An 18,617-nucleotide genomic window follows, 5' to 3' on the forward strand; every position below is an offset into this window, starting at 1 on the left:
CGATCAGCCCCAGGCTTCGTCGAGGGCCTTGAAGATGCGTTTGTCCGAGACCGGGAACGCCGTCCCGAGGGCGTGCGCGAAGTAGCTGACCCGCAGTTCCTCGATCATCCACCGGATGTCCCGCACCCGTTCGGGGACGGGCCGCCCGGCCGGCCGGGCCGCCAGCAGCTCGGCGTACTCGGTCTGGATCTCCCGGACCTTCTCCATGCGCGTGGTGTCCCGCTGCACGCCCGTGGGCATCTGCTGCAGCCGTCGGTCGACGGCCACCAGGTAGCGGAGCAGGTCCGGCAGCCGGCGCACTCCCGCGGCGGTCACGAAACCGGGCCCCACGAGGGCTCCCAGCTGCTCCTTGACGTCCGCCAAGTTGGCCACCAGGGCGAGGCTCTGGGTGGCCTTCAGACGGCGCTCACAGGCCTGCCAGGCGGCCAGCACCTGACGCACCTGCGCGACGGTCCTGACGGTCAGCTCGACGAGGTCGGCGCGCACCGAGTCGTACAGCTTCCGGAAGGACTCCTCGTCCCAGGCGGGGCCGCCGTGCTCGGCCATGAGCCGGTCGGCGGCCGCGGTGACGCAGTCGTCGAACAGGGCGTTCACCGAGCCGTGCGGGCTGCGCGACAGCGCGAGCTTGTCCTGGTTGGACAGCCGGTCCGCGGCGAACTTCGCAGGGTTGGTGGGGACGTTCAGCAGGATCAGCCGGCGGGTGCCGCGCCACATCGCCGCGGTCTGCTCGGCCTCGGTGTCGAAGAGCTGCACGCCCACGCTCTCGCCCTCGTCGACCAGCGCCGGGTACGCCTTGACCGGCTGCCCGGACCGCCGGGTCTCGAAGGTGCGCGGCAGGGCGCCCACCGTCCACTGCGTCAGCCCCGTGCGCCGCTCGATGCCGATGGCGCCGGCGGCGTCGAAGGCCTTGCTGATCGCGGCCTTGGTCTTCGGCCGCAGCTGCAGCCTCAGCGCCTCCAGGTCCTTGTCCTCGGCCAGCTTGCGGCGGCGCTCGTCGGTCACCCGGAAGGTGATCTTCAGATGCTCCGGGACCCTGGCGAGGTCGAAGTCCTCGGCGGTGACGGGCACGCCCACCATCCGCTGGAGTTCCCGCGCCAGCGTCTCGGGCAGCGGGTCCTGTACGGGGACGACGCGGTCGAGGAAGGCCTTCGCGTAGTTCGGCGCCGGTACGTAGTGGCGGCGGATCGCCTTGGGCAGCGAGCGGATCAGCTCGGTGACGACGTCCTCGCGCAGGCCCGGGATCTGCCAGTCGAAGCCGTCCGGGGTCACCTGGTTGAGCACCTGCAGCGGGATGTGGACGGTCACGCCGTCCGCGTCCGCGCCCGGCTCGAACTGGTACGTCACACGGAACTTGAGCTTCCCCTGGCGCCAGGAGTCGGGGTAGTCGTCCTTGGTGACGGCCTCGGCGTTCTCGTTGATCAGCATGGAGTGCTCGAAGTTGAGCAGCTCCGGTTCCTCGCGGCGCCTGTGCTTCCACCACGAGTCGAAGTGGGCGCCGGACACGACGTGTTCGGGGACCAGGCGGTCGTAGAAGTCGAAGAGCGTCTCGTCGTCGACGAGGATGTCGCGGCGCCGCGCCCGGTGCTCCAGCTCCTCCACCTCGGCCAGCAGCTTCCGGTTGTCGTGGAAGAACTGGTGGTGGGTGCGCCAGTCGCCCTCGACGAGCGCGTTGCGGATGAACAGCTCGCGGCTGGTCTCCGGGTCGATCTTCCCGTAGTTGACCTTGCGGTCGGCCACGATCGGCACGCCGTACAGCGTCACCTTCTCCAGCGCCATGACCGCGGCCTGGTCCTTCTCCCAGTGCGGTTCGCTGTAGGAGCGTTTCACCAGGTGCTGGGCGAGCGGTTCGATCCACTCCGGCTCGATGCGGGCATTGACCCGCGCCCACAGCCGGGAGGTCTCCACCAGCTCGGCCGACATGATCCACCGCGGCGGCTTCTTGAAGAGCGAGGAACCGGGGAAGACCGCGAACTTGGCGCTGCGGGCGCCCAGGTACTCGTTCTTGCTGTCGGTGTCCTTCAGGCCGACGTGCGAGAGCAGCCCCGCCAGCAGCGACTGGTGCACGTGCTGGAGGTTGACCTCGTGGTCGCCCTCGGAGAGGTGGATGCCCATCGTCTTGGCGACCGTGCGCAGCTGGCTGTAGATGTCCTGCCACTCGCGGATGCGCAGGTAGTTGAGGTACTCGGTGCGGCACATCCGGCGGAAGGCGGAGGAGGACAGCGCCTTCTGCTGGTCGCGCACGTACCGCCAGAGGTTGAGCAGCGCCATGAAGTCGCTGGTCTCGTCCGCGAAGCGGCGGTGCTTCTCGTCGGCCTGCTGCTGCTTGTCCTGGGGGCGTTCGCGCGGGTCCTGGATCGACAGGGCGGCCGCGATGACCATCACCTCGCGGACCACGCCGTTGCGCTCCGCCTCCAGCACCATGCGGGCCAGCCGCGGGTCCACCGGCAGCTGGGAGAGCTTGCGGCCGGTCTGCGTGAGCTTCTGCCCGTCGAGCGCGCCGAGCTCCTGCAGCAGCTGGACGCCGTCCTTGACGTTCCGGGCGTCCGGCGGGTCGATGAAGGGGAAGCGGGAGACGTCGCCGAGGCCGGCCGCGGTCATCTGCAGGATGACGGAGGCCAGGTTGGTGCGGAGGATCTCGGCGTCGGTGAACTCCGGACGGGTCAGGAAGTCGTCCTCGGAGTACAGCCGGACGCAGATGCCGTCCGCGACACGGCCGCAGCGGCCCTTGCGCTGGTTGGCGCTGGCCTGGCTGATCGGCTCGATGGGCAGGCGCTGCACTTTGGTGCGGTGGCTGTAGCGGGAGATGCGGGCGAAGCCCGTGTCGATCACGTACCGGATGCCGGGGACGGTGAGCGAGGTCTCCGCGACGTTGGTGGCCAGCACGATGCGGCGGCCCGTGCCGCGCTGGAACACCTTGTGCTGCTCGGCGGAGGACAGCCGCGCGTACAGCGGCAGGACCTCGGTCAGGCGCAGCTGCCTCTTGTTCAGGGCGTCGGCGGTGTCGCGGATCTCCCGCTCGCCGGAGAGGAAGACCAGGATGTCGCCGGGGCCCTCGGCCTGGAGCTCGTCGACCGCGTCGCAGATCGCGGTGATCTGGTCGCGGTCGTCGTCGTCGGCCTCCTCCGCGAGCAGCGGCCGGTAGCGCACCTCGACCGGGTACGTACGCCCGCTGACCTCGACGATCGGGGCGTCGCCGAAGTGCCGGGAGAAGCGCTCCGGATCGATCGTCGCGGAGGTGATCACGACCTTGAGGTCGGGGCGGCGGGGCAGCAGCTGGGCGAGGTAGCCCAGGATGAAGTCGATGTTGAGGCTGCGCTCGTGGGCCTCGTCGATGATGATCGTGTCGTACTGGCGCAGTTCCCGGTCGGTCTGGATCTCGGCCAGCATGATGCCGTCCGTCATCAGCTTGACCAGCGTGCCGTCGCCCACCTGGTCGGTGAACCGGACCTTCCAGCCGACCGCCCCGCCCAGCGGGGTGTGCAGCTCCTCCGCCACGCGCTCGGCCACCGTGCGGGCGGCGATCCGGCGCGGCTGGGTGTGGCCGATCAGGCCGCGGACGCCACGGCCCAGCTCCAGGCAGATCTTGGGGATCTGCGTCGTCTTCCCGGAGCCGGTCTCACCGGCGACGATCACGACCTGGTGGTCGCGGATCGCCTCCAGGATGTCGTCCTTCTTCCGGCTGACCGGCAGCTGCTCGGGGTAGCTGATCCGGGGTATGGCCGTGCGCCGCGCCTCGACCTTCAGCGCGGCCTGGTCGATCTCCGCCCCGATCTCGGTCAGCACGGCAGAGCGGGCCTCGGGCTTGCGGATGCGGCGTGCGCCGTCCAGGCGACGGCCGAGGCGGTGCGCGTCGCGCAGGGTGAGCTCGGCCAGCCGGGCGCCGAGCTCGCCGAATGCGGGGGAGGGGGGCTGCGTAGACATACGCGTTCCAGCATCGCATCCGCCGCACCCCACGGGCGAACGCATTACGCCGGGTGTTCCGCCGTCCCGCGGGGCCCGGGCCGGGCCGTGGTGCGGGGGCCCGCTGCGGGCGGGACGGTGGCGTTCGTCACGGCGCCGGCGCCGGCGCCGCGGTGCGACTGGCCGCCGGACGGCGTCAGTTGCCGCCGGCCACCGGGAGGGCCGGCCGGGGTGGCCGGCCGGGAGGGACGCGATCCTCACCGGCAACGCGAAACCCCCGCCGAGGATCTCGACGGGGGTTGCTGGTGGCTGGGGCCGGGGTCGAACCGGCGACCTATCGCTTTTCAGGCGATCGCTCGTACCAACTGAGCTACCCAGCCAGCGCGGTCCTGACGGGATTTGAACCCGCGGCCTCCACCTTGACAGGGTGGCGAGCACTCCAAACTGCTCCACAGGACCTTGCTTTGCGCTCTGCGCGAGAGACAGTCTCCCACACGTTTGTGCGTGCTCCCAACGGGATTCCGCCGCGCTGTGCGAGGGACGGATCGCCGGTGACGGGGCTTCCGGTCGGTGATTCTCGGTGACCGGTCGGACACGCACTGGCGGGCCGATCTCGCTGGACCAGCGTATCAGACCCCGGGTGCCGCCACGCACGTGTGACCTGCGGGGCAGCGAGGACGGGACGCCGGACCGGTCGCGCTGCCCGGGCCCGGAAAACACAGAAGGCAGCGCCGCCGGTGAACCGGCCGCACTGCCAACGCGCATCGTCTGCGGGACGACGCAGACGTATGTGCCCCCAACGGGATTCGAACCCGTGCTACCGCCTTGAAAGGGCGGCGTCCTGGGCCACTAGACGATGAGGGCTGGGTGGCCCGCCGGGCGGATCTTCGGCACCGTCGGGACGCGTCAGCAGCATATGGGATGCGGCGGAGGATCGCCAAAACGGTTTACGGGCTGCTCGTCGCCGTGCCGGAGGGACTGCCGGACGGCGTTCCGGAGGGCGTTCCGACGGGGGAGAGGGAGGGGGCCGGGGCGCGGCCCGGCTCCACCTCCTCCGGGAGGTGGCGGGAGACCTCGGCGGTGGACAGGCCGAGCCCGCCGAGGGTGATCTCGTCCCAGGCCTGCAGTGCGTGGGTGTCCTGGTCCAGGTAGAGGACGGAGGCCTCCACCTTCTGGGGGGTGTCGCCCTCGACGGCGCGCAGCCCGCCGCCGCCGGTCGTGCCCTGCACCATCAGCCGGCTGCCCTCCTCGAGCACGTCGACGGCCCGGGTGTGCGTGTGCCCGGCGAGGATCAGCGGGACCAGGCCGTCGGTCTGGGCGGCGGCGATCGGGTTGTGGGCGATCGCGATGTCGACCTTGGAACCCGTGGCGTTCTGCGCGCGGACGGCGTCGGCCAGCTTCTGCCCGGCCAGCCGCTCCGAGGGGTCGCCGGCCGCCTCGACCGAGCGGTCCGGGGTGAACTGCGGGTCGCCGATGCCCGCGATGCGCAGCCCCTTGACCACCACCGAGCGGCCGTCGTCGACGACGTGGGCGTTGGCGCGCTCCGCGACCGCGCGCTGGCTGTCCATGGAGTCGTGGTTCCCGCGGACGAAGACGTAGGGCGCGCCGAGGTCGGGGATGGCGGAGGTGAAGCCGTTCTCGGCGGTGGTGCCGTGGTCCATCAGGTCGCCGGTGTCGACGATCACGTCGATCTTGTACTCGGCGACGACGGACTCGATGACCTGCCAGGCCACCGGGTTGAGGTGGATGTCCGAGACGTGCAGCACCCGCAGCGTGGTCGGGTCCGGGTTGTAGGCGGGCAGCGTGGACGTCGCGTCGTACAGCCGGGTCATGTTCGTCACCAGGCGGGCGAGTTCCTGCTGGTAGATGTCGAAGTCGCTGACGATGCTGCGCGCGTTGCCGACGACCGAGGGGGCGCTGCTCAGCAGGCCGGAGAAGCGGGGTTCCAGGACGCTGCGCGGGTTCCAGGTGCCGTACGCGGTGCCCGCGCAGGCCACCAGCACCGCGAGGGACAGCCCGCCGGCGGCGAGGGCCCGGCGCGGCCTGCGGTAGACGGCGAGGCCGAGGGCGGTGGCGCCGGTCAGCGCGGCCACCGAGGAGCGCAGCGCGAGTTCGGCCGTGCTGTGCCGCACGTCGGCGGTGACCTCGCTCTGCAGTCCGCTGATCCGCTCCGGGTGCCGTACGAGGGTCCGGGCCCGGTTGGGGTCGAGGGTGTCGACGTCCACGACCAGGCGCAGCGGGCCGTCGTGGCTGTCCAGCCGCAGGGCGCCCAGCGGGGAGACGTTGACCTGGGTGTCCCCGGTCCAGGACGGGTGCAGCGACATCCGGGTGTTCATCGGGCCGACCGGTTCCTCGATGCTGCCCAGCACCACCAGGCCGAGCCAGCCGCCCACCAGCGTCACCGCCAGCAGCCCGAGCGCGGCCAGGTACGGCCGGGCGGGAGGGACGGCGAGCGAGGGGGCGGGCGGTACGGCCGTGCGGCGGCGGCGCCACAGGTCACGGATACGGGGCACACGAGATCGAACGCGGACCATTGCCGACGTATGCCCCGGGCCGTCGCGAGACATGCGCCGCCGGGGCGGAGTCCCCCGCCCGCCCGGCGGGGTGACCGCTGATCAGCCCCAGCCGAGTTCGTGCAGGCGCTCGTCCTCGATGCCGAAGTGGTGCGCCACCTCGTGGACGACGGTCGTGGCGACCTCCTCCACGATCTCCTCCTTCGTGGCGCACATGCGCAGGGTCGGGCCGCGGTAGATCGTGATCCGGTCCGGCAGGACGCCGGCGTACCACTCCCCGCGCTCGGTCAGCGGCGTCCCCTCGTACAGGCCCAGCAGTTCCGGATCGGCGGGGTCGGGTTCGTCCTCGACGAACACCGCCACGTTGTCCATGACGCGGGCCAGCTCCGGCGGGATCCGGTCCAGCGCGTCGCTGACCAGTTCCTCGAACGCTTCGCGTGACATCTCCAGCACACCGCCATTGTCCGCGACGGACGGCCGTTCGGGCAGCGTCCGACGCGGATCGCCTCGCCGGATCGTGCTGCCGGACCGCGCCGCCGGAGCCCGCCAAGGGCGCGCGGGGCGGGAGCCGTTCGGCGGCCCGTGCCGGGGCGGGCCGTGCGCGGTGCGGCCGGGCTCGCGCCCGTACGGGCGTGTCCCCGAGGGCCGCGGGCCCGTTGGGCAGCGCGGAACCCGGTCCCGCGACGACCACCCGCCGGACCCACCGCACCGCCGGACCCATCCGTCCCGCCAGATCCACCAGAGGTGCTCCCGTGACCCCTGCCACCGCCCGTGCGCGTACGGCGGCCGTGCTGCTCCTGCCCGTGCTCGCCCTGGGCTCCGTGACCGGCTGCGTCAGCGTGGGCGGCGCGGGCGGCGACGCCCAGCCGAAGGGCGCCTCCTCCGGTGTCGCCGGGAAGGCCGGCGGGACCGGGGACAGCTGGCAGGACGGCGGGATGGTGCTGCCCGGCGGCGGCCCGGGCGGGGTGGAGGGCCGGCCCGGGGCGCTCGCGCCGGGTGCCGGTTCGCCCTCGGTGTCGGCTCAGGAGTCGGTGCCGGGGCCGACCCAGGGCCCGGGCCGCTCCCACAGCGCGAAACCCTCGGGGCGCCCTTCGTCCTCGGGGCGGCCCTCGCATTCCGCGCCGCCGTCGGACCGGCCGTCGGCGACGTCCTCGCCCGGCGACAGCTCCCCGCCGCCGTCCGGGGACGGCTCGCCCCAGCCGTCGCCGTCCAGCGCGCCCTCGGTGAACGGCGCCGCGGGGGGAGCGGGAGGGAGGTGAGCATGAGGGACCCGGGGGACCGAATTGGCCAAAGCGGTCTCGTATGCGTATGCTGGTAGATCGTTTGATCCCACTGCCCGGCGCCGAACCGAAGCGCGCCGCGTTGGCGCGTTCCTTTTCTCCTGTGGCTGACCGCATCGAGGCGGTTGTAAGCAACCTCCGGAGCTGGCGCGTGCCGAAATCTCCGAGAGGTTTTAGCTTCAGCATGTCTATTGACACTGCCGACCGTTCCGCCATGCCCATCGACACCGACGGCGCCGACGAGGCCGTCACCGAGGAGCACACCGCTCCCGAGACCCCCAGCGTGACCTTCGGCGACCTGGGTCTGCCCGAGGCGATCGTCCGCAAGCTGGCGCAGAACGGGGTCACCACCCCCTTCCCGATCCAGGCGGCGACGATCCCCGACGCCCTGGCCGGCAGCGACATCCTCGGCCGCGGCCGCACCGGCTCCGGCAAGACCCTCTCCTTCGGTCTGCCGCTGCTCACCTCCCTGGCCGACGGCCACACCGAGCGGAAGCGCCCGCGCGGCGTGATCCTCACCCCGACCCGCGAGCTGGCGATGCAGGTCGCGGACGCGCTGCAGCCGTACGGCGACGTGCTCGGCCTGAAGATGAAGGTCGTCTGCGGCGGCACCTCCATGCAGAACCAGATCTACGCCCTGGAGCGCGGCGTCGACATCCTCGTCGCCACCCCGGGCCGGCTGCGCGACCTGATCGAGCGCGGCGCCTGCTCGCTGGACCAGGTGCGGATCGCCGTCCTCGACGAGGCCGACCAGATGGCTGACATGGGCTTCCTGCCCGAGGTCACCGAGATCCTCGACCTGATCCCGCAGGGCGGCCAGCGGCTGCTGTTCTCCGCCACGCTGGAGAACGAGATCGACACCCTGGTCAAGCGGTACCTGAAGGACCCGATCACGCACGAGGTCGACCCCTCGGCGGGCGCGGTCACCACGATGACCCACCACGTCCTGGTCGTGAAGCCCAAGGACAAGGCCCCGGTCACCGCCGCCATCGCCGCCCGCAAGGGCCGCACCATCATCTTCGTCCGCACCCAGATGGGTGCCGACCGCGTCGCCGAGCAGCTGCGCGACGCGGGCGTCAAGGCCGACGCCCTGCACGGCGGCATGACCCAGGGCGCCCGCACCCGGACGCTGGCCGACTTCAAGGACGGTTACGTCAACGTCCTCGTCGCCACCGACGTCGCGGCGCGCGGCATCCACGTGGACGGCATCGACCTGGTCCTCAACGTGGACCCGGCCGGCGACCACAAGGACTACCTGCACCGTTCGGGCCGTACCGCCCGCGCGGGCCAGTCCGGCACGGTCGTCTCGCTCGCCCTGCCGCACCAGCGCAAGCAGATCTTCCGGCTGATGGAGGACGCGGGCGTCGACGCCTCGCGCCACGTCGTCGGCGGGGCCGGGGCGTTCGACGAGGACGTCGCCAAGATCACCGGCGCCCGGTCGCTGACCGAGGTGCAGGCGGACGCGGCCGGCAACGCCGCGCAGCAGGCCGAGCGCGAGGTCGCCGACCTCACCAAGTCCCTGGAGCGCGCGCAGCGCCGGGCCGCCGAGCTGCGCGAGGAGGCCGACCGCCTCACCGCGCGTGCCGCCCGTGAGCGCGGCGAGGACCCGGAGGCCGCCGTGGCCGCCGCCCAGGCCGAGGCCGCCGAGGCGGTCGCCGCCGCGGCGACCGTGCCCGCGCCGGCCGCGGAGGCGTCCGCGCCGGAGCAGCGCACCTTCCAGCGCCGCGACGACCGGGGCAACTACGAGCGCCGTCGTGACGACCGCCCGTCCTTCCGGGACCGCGGTGAGCGCGGTGACCGTGGCGACCGCGGGTACGAGCGCCGTGACGAGCGTCCGTCGTTCAACCGCGACCGTCGCGACGACCGCCCCTCCTTCAACCGGGACCGCCGTGACGACCGCCCGTCGTACAACCGCGACCGCCGTGACGACCGCCCGTCGTTCAACCGGGACCGTCGCGACGAGCGCCCCTCGTTCAACCGCGACCGTGACCGTGACCGCGGCTTCGACCGTCGTGACGACCGCCCGGCGCGTTCCTACGACCGCCGTGACGACCGCCCGGCGCGCCCGCACGAGTCCCGCGACCGCCACTTCGGTGGCGACCGCCCCGTCAACCGGGACCGCCGCGACGACCGCCCGGCGTTCAACCGTGACCGCGACGCCAACGACCGCCGCCCGTACGGCCGTCGTGACGACCACCGCCCCAGCGGCGGCGGCTTCGACCGCCGCACGGACAAGCCGCGCTGGAAGCGCAACGGCTGACGCCCGCTGAACAGTTGAACGACCCGGAGCCCGGCAGCACTTCGCTGCCGGGCTCCGGTCGTCCCTCAGCCCGCCGCACGCCGGGCCGGGGTGTCCGTTCCGGCCAACGGGTTCCCTGTGACCCCGGTCACGGGAGTTTCCGTCCACTTCCGGACAGGACGTGACGCATGCCGTGCCCTCCGCGGGGGAATCGCTGGGGGCATGACAATTCCAAAAGAACCGGGTGAGGCCGCGGGGCCCCCGGGCACGGTCTCCGACGAGGAACGCCTCCGCCAACTCGGCTACACCCAGGTGCTGGCCCGCCGGATGTCCGCGTTCTCCAACTTCGCGGTCTCCTTCACCATCATCTCGGTCCTCTCCGGCTGCCTGACCCTCTACGCGTTCGGCATGAACACCGGCGGCCCCGCGGTGATCACCTGGGGCTGGCTGGCCGTCGGTCTCATGACGCTGGTCGTCGGTCTGGCGATGGCCGAGATCTGCTCCTCGTACCCCACCTCCGCCGGCCTGTACTACTGGGCCCACCGGCTCGCCCCGCCGCGCAGTGCCGCCGCCTGGGCCTGGTTCGCGGGCTGGTTCAACGTGCTCGGCCAGGTCGCCGTCACCGCCGGCATCGACTTCGGCGCCGCCAGCTTCCTCAACGCCTACCTGGACCTGCAGTTCGGCTTCAGCAGCACCCCGGGTCACACGATCGTGCTCTTCGCGGCGATCCTGGTGCTGCACGGACTGCTCAACACCTTCGGCGTCCGCATCGTCGCGCTCCTCAACGACATCAGCGTCTGGTGGCACGTGCTCGGCGTCGGCCTGATCGTCGGCGCGTTCGCGTTCGTTCCGGACCGGCACCAGTCGACGTCGTTCGTCTTCACCCACTTCGTCAACAACACCGGCTGGGGCAGCAGCTTCTACGTGGTCCTGCTCGGCCTGCTGATGGCGCAGTACACCTTCACCGGCTACGACGCCTCCGCGCACATGACCGAGGAGACCCACGACGCCGCCACCGCCGGGCCGCGCGGCATCGTCCGCTCCATCTGGATCTCCTGGATCGCCGGCTTCGTGCTGCTGCTCGGCTTCACGTACGCGATCCGCTCCTACGACGAGGTCCTCGACACGCCGACCGGCGTCCCCCCGGCGCAGATCCTCATCGACGGCCTCGGCGACGTCGGCGGCAAGCTCCTGCTGCTCGTCGTCATCGGCGCCCAGCTCTTTTGCGGGATGGCCTCCGTCACCGCCAACAGCCGCATGATCTACGCCTTCTCGCGGGACGGGGCGCTGCCCCTCTCCTCGGTCTGGCACCGCATCAACCCGCGCACCAAGACCCCCACCAACGCCGTCTGGCTGGCCGCGCTGGGCGCGCTCGTCCTCGGCCTGCCGTACCTGATCAACCTGACCGCGTACGCCGCCGTGACCTCCATCGCGGTCATCGGCCTCTACATCGCGTACGTCATCCCGACCTTCCTGCGGCTGGGCAAGGGCGACGACTTCGAGCGCGGCCCCTGGCACCTCGGCCGCTGGTCCCGCCCGATCGGGGTGGTCGCCGTGTCCTGGGTCGTCTTCATCACCGTGCTCTTCATGCTGCCCCAGGTGAGCCCGGTCACGGTCGACACGTTCAACTACGCGCCGATCGCCGTCCTGGTCGTCCTCGGCTTCGCGGCGACGTGGTGGTTCGTCTCCGCCCGCCACTGGTTCCTCCGCGACCGGGGTCCCGCCTCCGCCGAGGTCCCCGCACCCGCCCCGGCCGACACCCCCGGCTGACCGGTCCCGCCCGCCCGCCGGCGCCGGCCGCGCCGCACGGGCCGAATGCGCTCGGAGCCACGGCCGCCGTCCGGCTATGCTGCGGGGTGCGGGCCGTTAGCTCAATTGGCAGAGCAGTGGACTTTTAATCCATTGGTTGTGGGTTCGAGTCCCACACGGCCTACCCGCAGGCGGTTGGTCTCGCCACCGCTGTCCTGCGTGAATGCGGCCCCACCGGTCTCGACCGATGGGGCCGCAGCCCGTTCCCCGGCCTCGAAGATCGAGAGCCGGCCCGCTGCCGGCCCGAAGTGCCGACGATCACGTCTTGTCCAACTCGCTTCACCCAGGACATGGGTGAGCCCCCACCGCGGGGGACGGTGGGGGCTCGACCGTCACCGTTTGCGACTCCGCCGGGAAGCGTCGCAACCTGGGAGTGCGACCCCGTCAAAGCGGAACGAGATTCAGCCCTCACCCGGGCGGGGCCGCTCATGCGCCCGCCCGGCCGTCCAGGGCCATCTTCGGCTGGGCGGCCTCACGGACGCGGCCCCGTCGATCCTGCCGCACACAGACGACGGGGCCGCTTGGCGCAGGGAAGGGCCCCGCGTCGCCAGCGGGGCCCGTGCTGTGAGCTGACAGCGGCACGAGCGTATGCGCGCGCAGGCGTCACCGGGGAGCGACGCGCCACAAAGCGCCGGAGTGGCGCGCCCGTCACCCGGCTGCTCGGTTCGACTGGTAGTCGCTGCATCGGTCGGGGCACGCTGGACGGCGCGCTTGTGGTCGTCCACCCCCCGAGACACCGCGAGCAAGAGAAGGGCCCCTGTCGCGGCGAAGCGACGGAGGCCCTTCTCATTTCGACCGCTCATCGGAGGCGGTCTGGACGACCATCCGACTCACAGCCTCAGAGTGCGCGTGCGCCATCCAAGACCGGCACGCATCCTGAGACAGCGGTCCCGCCCAGGGCACTCCCGCCCGCCCCGTGGCGGGACCGTCCGGCTAGCTTCCGCTCTCTGGCTGGTGGTGGGGCCTCGCCAGGACCTGGCCGCAGGCGCATGCTGGAGGTGTGGCCCTGTCCACCGCTTGCCCGAAAGCTGCCCCCAAGGGCAGGGCCGCACATGCGCCCGCCCGGCCATGCGAGATGGTCCACGCGGCTGGCCGGACGGGCTCGCAGTCGTGGTCCTGCCGAACGTCCTCCCCCTCATCTCGGCGGGACCGCCCAAGCGTCCGCCCGGCTGGTCGTGTGTGTAATCCGTGAGGCCCGGGCCTCAGTCGGGCGGGCTCCAGACATGGGGAGCGCCAGCCATTGTCATGCTCACGGGTTGCCCGTCGCCCCCGCCCGGGAAGTGTGTACAGAGCAGTCATCGACAGGGGAGGGCTAGTGACCGACGAGCAGAAGATCCGCGCCGCGGCATTACAGGCGGCGGCCACGGCCATGGCTGGCACCCGAGCCAAGGACGACAAGGAATCGCCCACCATCTACGCCAATCGCGTCAAGACCCTCGCCAAGGCTTTCGAGCCGTACATCAAGGGAAGGGCCTAAGCGAGGGGCCGCTCAGGCATGACGAAGCCCCCACCGCCGGGGTGCGGTGGGGGCCCAAGCCGTCGACCTCCCGAGTCGCTTCGCCGTCGGAGGCCGGCGGCAGCTCTACAGGGAGTACATGCGTGGACGCGCGGTGCCCTCCCGGCGTCGGCACGCCCTGGTGTCTGCGCACAGGACGAAGATGCCGCCCGGGCCGGAGCCGGACTCAACCGCGTAGGACCGGCCGTCCTCGGTCGTCTTCTGGCAGCGGGCGCAGGTGCCGGAGACTCGCCCCTCAGGGGCCGCGCTTCCGCGACCGCAGCCGCTCGCCGGCGGGGCGCCCGTCACCCGTATGCCGCGCCCCCGTCCGGAGTGGTTCCGGACGGGGGCCCGTGGTGTTCTTGGAGGCCCGGCGGCGTGGTCAGGCGCCGCAGAACTTCAGGCTCTTCAGGGCGTCGTTGATGGCCTTGCCCTGGGCCTCGGTGAGCTCGTTGCCGTGGTACGTGAAGCGCCGGCTCGCCTCGGCGTCCGCCTGCGGGTCGTTGCTGTTGATGGCCGCGCACTGCTGGCGGGCGGCCTCGACGGCCTTGTCGGGGTCCTTGGCGAAGTCGGGGTTGATGGCCTGCAGGGCCGCGATGAGGGCGGTCCGCTCGGCTCCCGTGGGAGCGGACGGGATGCCGCTGGCGGTCAGGGCGTCGCCCTGGTCGGTCAGGGTGTGGTCCTCGTCCGTCTGGTCGGTCTTGGCCACCGGGGACTGCGAGGACGCGGCGGTCTCGGGTGCGGTGGCGGTGGTGTCGGCGGAGGAGCCGCATCCGCTGAGGGTCAGGCCGGTGACGGCGATCAGCAGGGCGGTTGCGGCGATGTGAGTGCGCATGCCGGGATTATTACGGTTCGCCCCGCCTTATGTGGCGGAGGCGGTACGCGGCACGGGTGTGACAGCCGCGCGGCCCGCCCGGATGGGTGTGCCGCCGCGCGACGTACGGCCACCGGACCCAAGTCGTCCGCCCCGGAGCGGGGATGACGGGCCGCCACCGCCGGCCGCCGCTACGCCGGGTTCGTGCCCCGTCGGCGGGCCTCGTCGGGGATGGGGAGTTCGAACCAGACGACCTTGCCGGTGCCCAGGCGGCGGGCACCCCAGTGGGCGGCGAGGAGGTCGACGACGTACAGGCCGCGGCCGTTCTCCTCCTCCGCTCCGGCCCGGCGCACCCGGGGGACCAGGGGCGAGTCGTCGCCGACCTCGCAGCGCAGCACGTCGGTGCGGAGCAGGCGCAGGGTGATGGGGCGGGAGGCGAAGCGGACGGCGTTGGTGACCACCTCGCTGACGAGCAGTTCGGTCGTCTCCAGCATCGGGTCCAGGCCCCAGCGGTGCAGGGCGCGGCGGGTCAGCCGGCGCGCCCGGCAGGCGGTCTCGGGCTGCGGGGCGAGGTACCAGTAGGCGACGCTGTGCGTGGGGAAGCCGTCGAAGCGGGCGGCGAGCAGGGCGATGTCGTCGTCGCGGGAACCCCCGGGCCCGAGGTCGCCGAGCGCCTGGTCGCACAGCGCCTCCAGGGGCGGCGGGACGAGGTCGCGGCCGGGGGTCTGGACGCGGGCGAGCAGGTTCTCGACCCCGGTCCAGATGTCGTGGCCGCGGGACTCCACCAGGCCGTCGGTGTAGAGGAACAGCGTGGCCCCGGTGGGCGCGGGCATCTCCACCGTCTCGAAGTCGACCCCGCCGACGCCGATCGGCGCGCCCGCGGGCACGGGCAGCACCTCGCCCTTGCCGCCGGGGAGCAGGACGACCGGCGGCAGATGGCCGGCGTTGGCGATCAGCAGCCGGTGCGAGATGGGGTCGTAGACCGCGTACAGGCAGGTGGCGATGTGCTCGATGCCCAGGCGCTGCGCCTGTTCGTCGAGGTGGTGCAGGACCTCGTCCGGCGGCAGGTCGAGCCCGGCGAGGGCCTGCACGCTGGTGCGCAGCTGGCCCATGATCGCGGCGGAGGTCATCGAGTGGCCCATCACGTCGCCGACGACGAGCGCGACGCGGCTGCCGGGCAGCGGGATGGCGTCGTACCAGTCGCCGCCCACCCGCGCGGTCTCCGAGGCGGGCAGGTAGCGGCTGGCCAGCCGCACCCCGGTGGGCTCGGGGAGGGAGGCCGGGAGCATGGTGCGCTGCAGCGCGTCGGCGACGGACGCCTCGTGCCCGTACATCAGCGCCTTGTGGGCGCCGAGCGCGGTGTGGGTCGCCAGTTGCGAGGCGACCAGCAGGTCGTCGGCGGTGAAGGGGGGCCGCTCCGGGCGGCGCAGCAGGGTGAGGGTGCCCATGAGGCGGTTGCGGCCGTGCAGCGGGGCGATGATCAGACGGCGGCCGGGCGGCAGCGTCCCGGGCGGGCCGGCCACCGGGCCGAGCAGCTCCCTGACGGCGGGGGCGATGCCCGGGGCGTCGCCGAAGACCGGGCGGCCCTCCCTCAGCAGCCGGGTGAGCCGGCCGGTGGTGCTGAGCCGTACGCACTCCGACACCCCGTTCCGGCCCGGGCGGTTGACGCACCGCAGCGCGATCTGCGGCGGCTCCGGCGCCGCGGCCTCCGCGTCCGGCGACGGCAGCGGCGGGCACGGCGGGTGCGCCGGGGGCGGCCGCTCCGGGGTGCGCCGCCCTGTGGGGTGCAGGTGCAGGACCACGGCGTCCGCCGGGTCCGGGCCGCCCTCCAGCCCCTCCCCGGTCAGCAAGGGATCGTGCAGATGGACGAAGATCACGTCGGCGAAGGCGGGTACGGCCGCCGCGTCCAGCTCGCGCAGCGTCTCATCCAGGTCCATGCCGGCGGCGATGCGCCGGGTCGCCGCGTCGAGGTAGCGCAGCCGGTCGGTCTGCGGCTGCCCGGGCGCGCGCGGCGCCTCCGCGTCGCGGGGCCAGGTGGTGGGCCGCTCGGGCGGTTCCGCCCCGCCCCCGGCCGGGCCGGGGTCCTCGCCGGGGGTGCGGTGCGGCGCCACGTCCCGGTCCCGTCCCGACTCAGCCGATCCGCCGGCAGCACAGGAAGACCTGTTCCTCCGGCGGTACGTCGCTGAAGGCCGGGGCGTAGGTGTACGAGAACTCCTTGACGATCTCGAAGCCGCCCGACTCGATGACGTGCAGCAACTCCTCCCGGAGGTAGCCGGAGACGCGGATGGTGCAGCCGAGGAACGGGATGGAGAAGTCGTCCACGTCGGCCTCCACCATCGACAGGGCGAACAGCCCGCCCGGGAGCAGGAGATGGTGGATCGTGCGGAGGGCGTGCGGGATCTCGGCGCGCGGCAGCATCAGCAGGGAGAAGAAGGCCGCGACGGCGTCGAAGCGGCCGAGCGCGACCGGGCCGCCGGGGTACAGGTCGGCGACGTCCAGCTGGTGGAAGGTGGCGTCCGGGACGTACGTACGGGCGAGTTCGATCATGCCCTCGGAGAGGTCGACGCCGACGACGTCGAACGCCGCGTCGCTGAGCTGCCGGGCGGTCGGGAGTCCGGTGCCGCAGCCGAGGTCCAGCACCCGGGACCCTGGCGGCAGGGTGTCCACGAGCCACAGTCCGGCGGAGAACTGCCCCTCCTTGTGCGGGAACGCCTCGTCGTAACGGTCACCGATGGCGTCGAAGGCCTCGGCCTGGCCGCTCCGGTCAGGCCGGCCGCTCTGGTAACCACGCCAGACGGTCCTGTCGATCACGAAGACATCCCTTTCGTGCCCCCCTCCAATTATCCCGTGGAGTCCTTCCGACGCCTCTCGATGACAGCCGTCCCTCTGGCCACGGGGAACACGGCAGTCATGCGGGGCACCAGGGTCACCCGGGGCGTCCGGGTCGTCTCTCTCCGTGCGCGGGCGGGGCCGCCGTGGCCCCCGTTACGGACGGGGCGCGTGCGCCGGGGTGTTCCGCGCCCGTATCGTGGGGCCACCGCGAGCACGCCGGCCCGGGGCCGCTCCGCCGCGCGTACGCCGCCGACGCCCACCGCACTTGCCAGGAACCGGACCTCATATGACCGCACCCTCCTTGCACAGCACCGCCGACATCGCCTCACTCCCCGCGGAGGCGCGCGACGACCTGCGCGCCTACGCGGAGCTCGGCGGCTTCACGCTGACGACCGACACCCACGCCTGGTACGCCGCCGCGGACACCGTCGCCGGCCCCGAGGAGGCCCGCGCCGCCTCCACCGTCCTCGCGGAACTGCGCGGCCGTGACCTGCCCGCGCTGCGCGCCACCGCGCTCCGCCTGGAGGAGGCCGAGGCCCTGGGCATCGACGCCCCCCGGACGGTGGCCGAGAGCGGCCGGGCCGTGTCCCTGCTGCTGCGGGTACGGCTGACGCTGCGCACGTTGAACGCCGACGTGTACGACGTGGCCGAGGGCGAGCTGGACGAGTACGTCGCCGCCACCGCGAGCGGCGCCTGGCGCCGGGACCGCGGCGTGAAGGTCACCTGGCTGCGCCGCAGGTCGCTGCGCGGACGCGTCCGCGGGCTGGCCACCGGACGGCCGCGGCGCGACGCCGTGCACACCGCCCTGGCCTCCGCGGCCGTCGAGCGCAACGACTGGGCCGCCCTCGGCGGCACCGGCCGCCCGGCCGTCCCCACCGACGCGGACTTCCTCGACGACGCCTCCCGCGCCGCCGAGGCCGCCGGCACCGGGCTCACCGAACTGGGCCGCCTCCTGCGGCCCGAGGCCGCGCTGGACACCCTCCCCTTCGCCGAGCTCGCGGAGCTCCTCGACCGCCTCGCCGCGGACGAGGGCACGCTGTACCGGCTGCCCAACCTCAAGGCCACCCGGGCCCGGCTGGAGGAGCAGGGCCTCGGCGCGGTGCTCGCGGAGCTGACGGAGCGCCGGGCGGACACGGCCGAGGTCGTCGCGCTGCTGGGCGAGGCGGAGACCCCGGAGGCACCGGTCGCGGAGACGCCGGTCGTCCCCGAGCCGCGCACGACGGCGGAGGGGGACGCGGAGCCGGAAGCGGAGTCCGCGGCCGAGGCGGAAGCCGTCGAGCCCGAGCCGGTCGTGGAGCCGGAGGAGCCTGCGGCCGAGGCCGTTCCCGCTGAGGCGGAGGCTGTGGTGGCTGAGGTTGCCGCACCTGCTGCTGAGCCGGAGCCGGAGCCGGTTGTCGAGGCGGAGACCCCCGTGGAGTCCGAGGCGGTCGCGGAGGCGGTTGCCGAGGAGGTCGTCCAGGCGGAGTCCGTGCAGGAACCGGCGGTTGAGGCCGAGCCCGAGCCGGTCGTGGAGCCGGAGGCAGTTTCTGCGGAGGCCGAGGCCTCCGTCGCGGAGACTGCGCACGAGCCCGCGGAGGCGGTTGCCGAGGAGGTCGTCGAGGCGGAGTCCGTGCAGGAACCGGCCGTTGAGGCCGAGGCCGTTCCTGCTGAGGCGGAGGCTGTGGTGGCTGAGGTTCCCGCACCTGCTGCCGAGTCCGAGCCGGTTGTCGAGGCGGAGGCCCCGGTCGAGTCTGAG

The 18,617-nt window shown here is 72.8% G+C and carries 10 protein-coding genes, 4 tRNA genes and 1 pseudogene; 6 read left to right on the forward strand and 9 right to left on the reverse strand.

Annotated features, from left to right (window positions below; translation table 11 throughout):
• Nucleotides 1-3 precede the first annotated feature (3 nt).
• From hrpA to ACZ7MY_RS04965, 6 genes are all read right to left on the reverse strand, one after another.
• Nucleotides 4-3,921, reverse strand: a complete 3,918-nt coding sequence (gene hrpA, locus ACZ7MY_RS04940) for an ATP-dependent RNA helicase HrpA (protein WP_499599644.1) — start codon at nt 3,919-3,921, stop codon at nt 4-6.
• A 282-nt stretch (nt 3,922-4,203) separates the two neighbouring features.
• Nucleotides 4,204-4,280, reverse strand: a tRNA-Phe gene (locus ACZ7MY_RS04945).
• 4 nt (nt 4,281-4,284) lie between these two features.
• Nucleotides 4,285-4,359: transfer RNA gene (locus ACZ7MY_RS04950), tRNA-Asp, on the reverse strand.
• Nucleotides 4,360-4,691: 332 nt separating this feature from the next.
• A tRNA-Glu gene (locus tag ACZ7MY_RS04955) sits at nt 4,692-4,764 on the reverse strand.
• Nucleotides 4,765-4,847: 83 nt separating this feature from the next.
• Nucleotides 4,848-6,434: a metallophosphoesterase gene (locus tag ACZ7MY_RS04960; protein WP_499599645.1), complete on the reverse strand. Its 1,587-nt coding sequence runs from the start codon at nt 6,432-6,434 to the stop codon at nt 4,848-4,850.
• A gap of 81 nt (nt 6,435-6,515) precedes the next feature.
• Nucleotides 6,516-6,866, reverse strand: a complete 351-nt coding sequence (locus ACZ7MY_RS04965; RefSeq protein ID WP_499599646.1) for a metallopeptidase family protein — start codon at nt 6,864-6,866, stop codon at nt 6,516-6,518.
• A 299-nt stretch (nt 6,867-7,165) separates the two neighbouring features.
• On the opposite strand from ACZ7MY_RS04965, the gene ACZ7MY_RS04970 reads away from it, so the two are divergent.
• The 5 genes from ACZ7MY_RS04970 to ACZ7MY_RS04990 all read left to right on the forward strand — a co-directional run bounded on the left by ACZ7MY_RS04970 (nt 7,166) and on the right by ACZ7MY_RS04990 (nt 13,218).
• On the forward strand, nt 7,166-7,672 hold the full coding sequence (locus tag ACZ7MY_RS04970) for a hypothetical protein (RefSeq protein WP_499599647.1): 507 nt from the start codon (nt 7,166-7,168) through the stop codon (nt 7,670-7,672).
• Nucleotides 7,673-7,877: 205 nt separating this feature from the next.
• Nucleotides 7,878-9,953: a DEAD/DEAH box helicase gene (locus tag ACZ7MY_RS04975; RefSeq protein ID WP_499599648.1), complete on the forward strand. Its 2,076-nt coding sequence runs from the start codon at nt 7,878-7,880 to the stop codon at nt 9,951-9,953.
• A 201-nt stretch (nt 9,954-10,154) separates the two neighbouring features.
• Nucleotides 10,155-11,702, forward strand: coding sequence for an amino acid permease (locus ACZ7MY_RS04980; protein ID WP_499599649.1), 1,548 nt, complete (start codon nt 10,155-10,157; stop codon nt 11,700-11,702).
• A gap of 90 nt (nt 11,703-11,792) precedes the next feature.
• Nucleotides 11,793-11,865: transfer RNA gene (locus ACZ7MY_RS04985), tRNA-Lys, on the forward strand.
• A 1,191-nt stretch (nt 11,866-13,056) separates the two neighbouring features.
• On the forward strand, nt 13,057-13,218 hold the full coding sequence (locus tag ACZ7MY_RS04990; RefSeq protein ID WP_499599650.1) for a hypothetical protein: 162 nt from the start codon (nt 13,057-13,059) through the stop codon (nt 13,216-13,218).
• A 400-nt stretch (nt 13,219-13,618) separates the two neighbouring features.
• Here the strand turns inward: ACZ7MY_RS04990 and ACZ7MY_RS04995 are convergent, their stop codons facing one another.
• The 3 genes from ACZ7MY_RS04995 to ACZ7MY_RS05005 form a co-directional block, all read right to left on the reverse strand.
• Entirely contained in the window at nt 13,619-14,071 is a 453-nt protein-coding gene (locus ACZ7MY_RS04995; RefSeq protein WP_499599651.1) for a hypothetical protein, read from the reverse strand.
• 170 nt (nt 14,072-14,241) lie between these two features.
• Nucleotides 14,242-16,161 (reverse strand): SpoIIE family protein phosphatase, encoded by a 1,920-nt coding sequence (locus ACZ7MY_RS05000; protein ID WP_499599652.1) that lies wholly within the window; start codon nt 16,159-16,161, stop codon nt 14,242-14,244.
• Between the two features lie 19 nt (nt 16,162-16,180).
• Nucleotides 16,181-16,861, reverse strand: coding sequence for a class I SAM-dependent DNA methyltransferase (locus ACZ7MY_RS05005; RefSeq protein WP_499599654.1), 681 nt, complete (start codon nt 16,859-16,861; stop codon nt 16,181-16,183).
• 307 nt (nt 16,862-17,168) lie between these two features.
• Here ACZ7MY_RS05005 and ACZ7MY_RS05010 point away from each other — a divergent pair.
• A pseudogene (locus tag ACZ7MY_RS05010) lies at nt 17,169-18,617 on the forward strand (hypothetical protein); the annotation flags it as partial.

The organism is Streptomyces sp. NPDC111520, from assembly GCF_055635295.1.